General features: G+C 67.7%; 2 protein-coding genes and 1 pseudogene. All 3 read right to left on the bottom strand.

Annotated elements, in window-relative coordinates:
- Positions 1–325 (bottom strand): annotated as a pseudogene (locus ACYVE7_RS31760) (hypothetical protein); the annotation flags it as partial.
- Between the two features lie 41 nt (positions 326–366).
- Complete coding sequence (gene rpsA / locus ACYVE7_RS31755) at positions 367–1,836, bottom strand: 30S ribosomal protein S1 (RefSeq protein WP_460369975.1); 1,470 nt, start codon at positions 1,834–1,836, stop codon at positions 367–369.
- A 245-nt stretch (positions 1,837–2,081) separates the two neighbouring features.
- A partial coding sequence (locus tag ACYVE7_RS31750; RefSeq protein ID WP_460369973.1) for a polysaccharide deacetylase family protein occupies positions 2,082–3,178 on the bottom strand: 1,097 nt, incomplete at its 5' end.

Raw genomic sequence — 3,178 nt, 5'->3', positions numbered from 1 at the left:
GCACCCGGGTGGCCCGCAGCCCGCCGACCACGGCGACCAGCAGGGCGCGCGGCCCGGCCAGCCTGCGGATCAGCGGCGCGGCGAACGGGAAGGCCGCCACGAGCACGGCCGCCTTGAGTACTCCGCTGAGCCCGACCTTCATGTAGACGTCACGCGGGGTCGCCTCGACGGCGAACACCGCGAGAGCCCACCGGAGCGTCTCGGCGAGGACCGCGACGGTGATCGCGATCAGCGTGAGGCGGGCCTTTCCGCGGGGAACGACAGAGGGCCCCTCCGGCGGACCGGAGGGACCCTCTGCTCGGATGCCTTTGTCAGTCGTGACCACCCAAGAGATGGTAGCGGCTGATCAAGACTTGTTCGTGCTGGTTACTGACCGCCGGACAGCTTCTCGCGCAGGGCGGCGAGAGCCTCGTCCGTGGCGAGCGCGCCACCGACCTGCTCGTCGACGTCGCCACCGGCGCTGTAGGAGGTCTGACCCTCGCCACCAGCGGCCTCGGCGTCGGCCTTGCGGGCCTCGTCGATCTGCTTGCGGTGGGCGTCGAAGCGGGAACGCGCGTCGGCGTACTGCTTCTCCCACATCTCACGCTGCGAGTCGAAGCCCTCGAGCCACTCGCCGGTCTCGGAGTCGAAGCCCTCGGGGTACTTGTAGTTGCCCTCGGCGTCGTACTCGGCGGGCATCCCGTACAGGGTCGGGTCGAACTCTTCGTCGGTGACCTCGGCGGCGCCCTCGTTCGCCTGCTTCAGCGAGAGGCTGATGCGGCGACGGTCGAGGTCGATGTCGATGATCTTGACGAAGATCTCGTCGCCCACCTGGACGACCTGCTCCGGGATCTCCACGTGGCGCTCGGCCAGCTCGGAGATGTGGACCAGGCCCTCGATGCCCTCCTCGACGCGCACGAACGCGCCGAAGGGAACGAGCTTGGTGACGCGGCCGGGGACGACCTGGCCGATCTGGTGGGTCCGGGCGAACTGCTGCCACGGGTCTTCCTGGGTCGCCTTCAGCGACAGGGAGACGCGCTCGCGCTCCATGTCGACGTCCAGGACCTCGACCGTGACTTCCTGACCGACCTCGACGACCTCGGACGGGTGGTCGATGTGCTTCCAGGACAGCTCCGAGACGTGCACGAGGCCGTCGACGCCACCCAGGTCCACGAAGGCACCGAAGTTGACGATCGAGGACACGACGCCCTTGCGGACCTGGCCCTTCTGCAGGGTGTTGAGGAAGGTCTGGCGGACCTCGGACTGGGTCTGCTCGAGCCAGGCGCGGCGGGACAGGACCACGTTGTTGCGGTTCTTGTCCAGCTCGATGATCTTGGCCTCGAGCTCCTTGCCGACGTACGGCTGGAGGTCGCGGACCCGGCGCATCTCGACGAGCGACGCGGGCAGGAAGCCGCGCAGGCCGATGTCGAGGATGAGGCCACCCTTGACGACCTCGATGACCGTGCCCGTGACGATGCCGTCCTCGTCCTTGATCTTCTCGATCGTGCCCCAGGCGCGCTCGTACTGGGCGCGCTTCTTGGACAGGATCAGACGACCCTCCTTGTCCTCCTTCTGGAGGACCAGGGCCTCGACCTCGTCGCCGACGGAGACGACCTCGTTGGGGTCGACGTCGTGCTTGATCGAGAGCTCGCGGGACGGGATGACGCCCTCGGTCTTGTAACCGATGTCGAGCAAGACCTCGTCTCGGTCGACCTTGACGACGACGCCTTCGACAATGTCGCCGTCGTTGAAGTACTTGATGGTCAGGTCGATCGCGGCGAGGAAGTCCTCAGCCGAGCCGATGTCGTTGACCGCTACCTGCGGGGTGGTCGAGGTGGCTTCGGTGCTGCTCGTCATGTGTGGGCTGGCTCCGGGTACGGACAATGAGTCGTATGTGTAGCGCGGAGGGCCGGTTTCGTCCCCGCCAAGACCGGAGATGCCAGGGCTGGAAACCCCGTAGGACCGATGTCGACCAGTTCGAGCGAGTGCCTGCTACGTCCGAGGCGCCGCAGACCCATAGCGCAGCGATCAGCATATGAGACTTCAGGGGCCCCGGTCAATCGGAGCAGGGCCCGAGCTGGCCCGGAACGAAGATCCAGAAGCTAGTACTCCCGCGCCTGGGCCGCGAATCGGCCGTCGAGAAGATCTTCGATCTGTGCCTTCGGAGCGGTGATGACCGCGGGGTCGCCGTCAGATGTGTACCGCTTCGCGGGATTCTTGTCGAACCACGCGAGCCAGGCCGTCGAGCAGAACTGGTCGCACCCCTCGGTCTTGGTCTTGGGGAAGGACCGGATCCGCGGGATCTTCTCCCGGTCGAGATTCTTGTCGAACGGCGACGGAGCCGGGTTGTAGCCGGCCAGGAACGCCCCCTGGAACGCCCAGCCGTCGCCCTTCATTCCCCAGGAGGGCTTCTTCGGGGTGTTGCCGTACGGGTAGGCGAAGGTGATCGACTCATGGCCGCCGTTGAGCGCCTCGGTCAGCTTCTCGCCCTTGCCGATCTCATCCTTGACCTGCTTCTCCGACAGGGTCGACAGGTCGGGGTGGCTGTAGGTGTGGTTGGCGAGCTCGAAACCGTGCTCGACGAGCCAGGCGGCGGCCGGGTTGCCCGACTGGCCCTGCTGGAAGGCGTCCTTGGTGACGTAGAAGGTCGCGACGGGCTTGAAGTCGGGGTTCCGGGAGGCGACGTCCATGATCACGCCCGCCGCGGTGTCGGGCACGGGCTGACCGTCGGCGGTGAGGGCCATGTGGGAGGCGTCGGCGTCGTCGAAGGTCAGGACGACGGGATGTTTGCCCAGTGGGATGTCGATCTTGCCCTGGACGTAGTCGGCGGCCGTGACGGGCACGTAGCCGTCGGCGGCGAGGCTCTCCAGTTCGGCGCGGAGCTCGTCCGGGGTGCGGTCGAGGGCGGCGGCCTTCTTCTTCAGGATCCGGTGGTACATGATCACCGGGACCTGGCCGAGCTCGTCGGCCTTGGCCGCGGCGGCCTCCGGCGAGGCGGGCTGGGGTTTCGGCTTCGGACCCTTGGTCGGGGCCTGCGAGGCGCCGGGCGACGGCGACGCCGTCGGCGAGCCCGAGACGGCGACGACCTTGTCGGCGCTCCGCGCCCGCTCGTTCTCGCGGGGCAGCAGCAGGCCGAACAGCAGGGCCGCGCCGAGCACGAGCACGGCGATCTTGTGCAGAGTGGGCACGGACTCTCCGG

Source organism: Actinocorallia lasiicapitis (assembly GCF_054778695.1).
The sequence above is the reverse complement of the archived record's forward strand: the minus strand, read 5'-3'. Positions and strand labels throughout refer to the sequence as shown.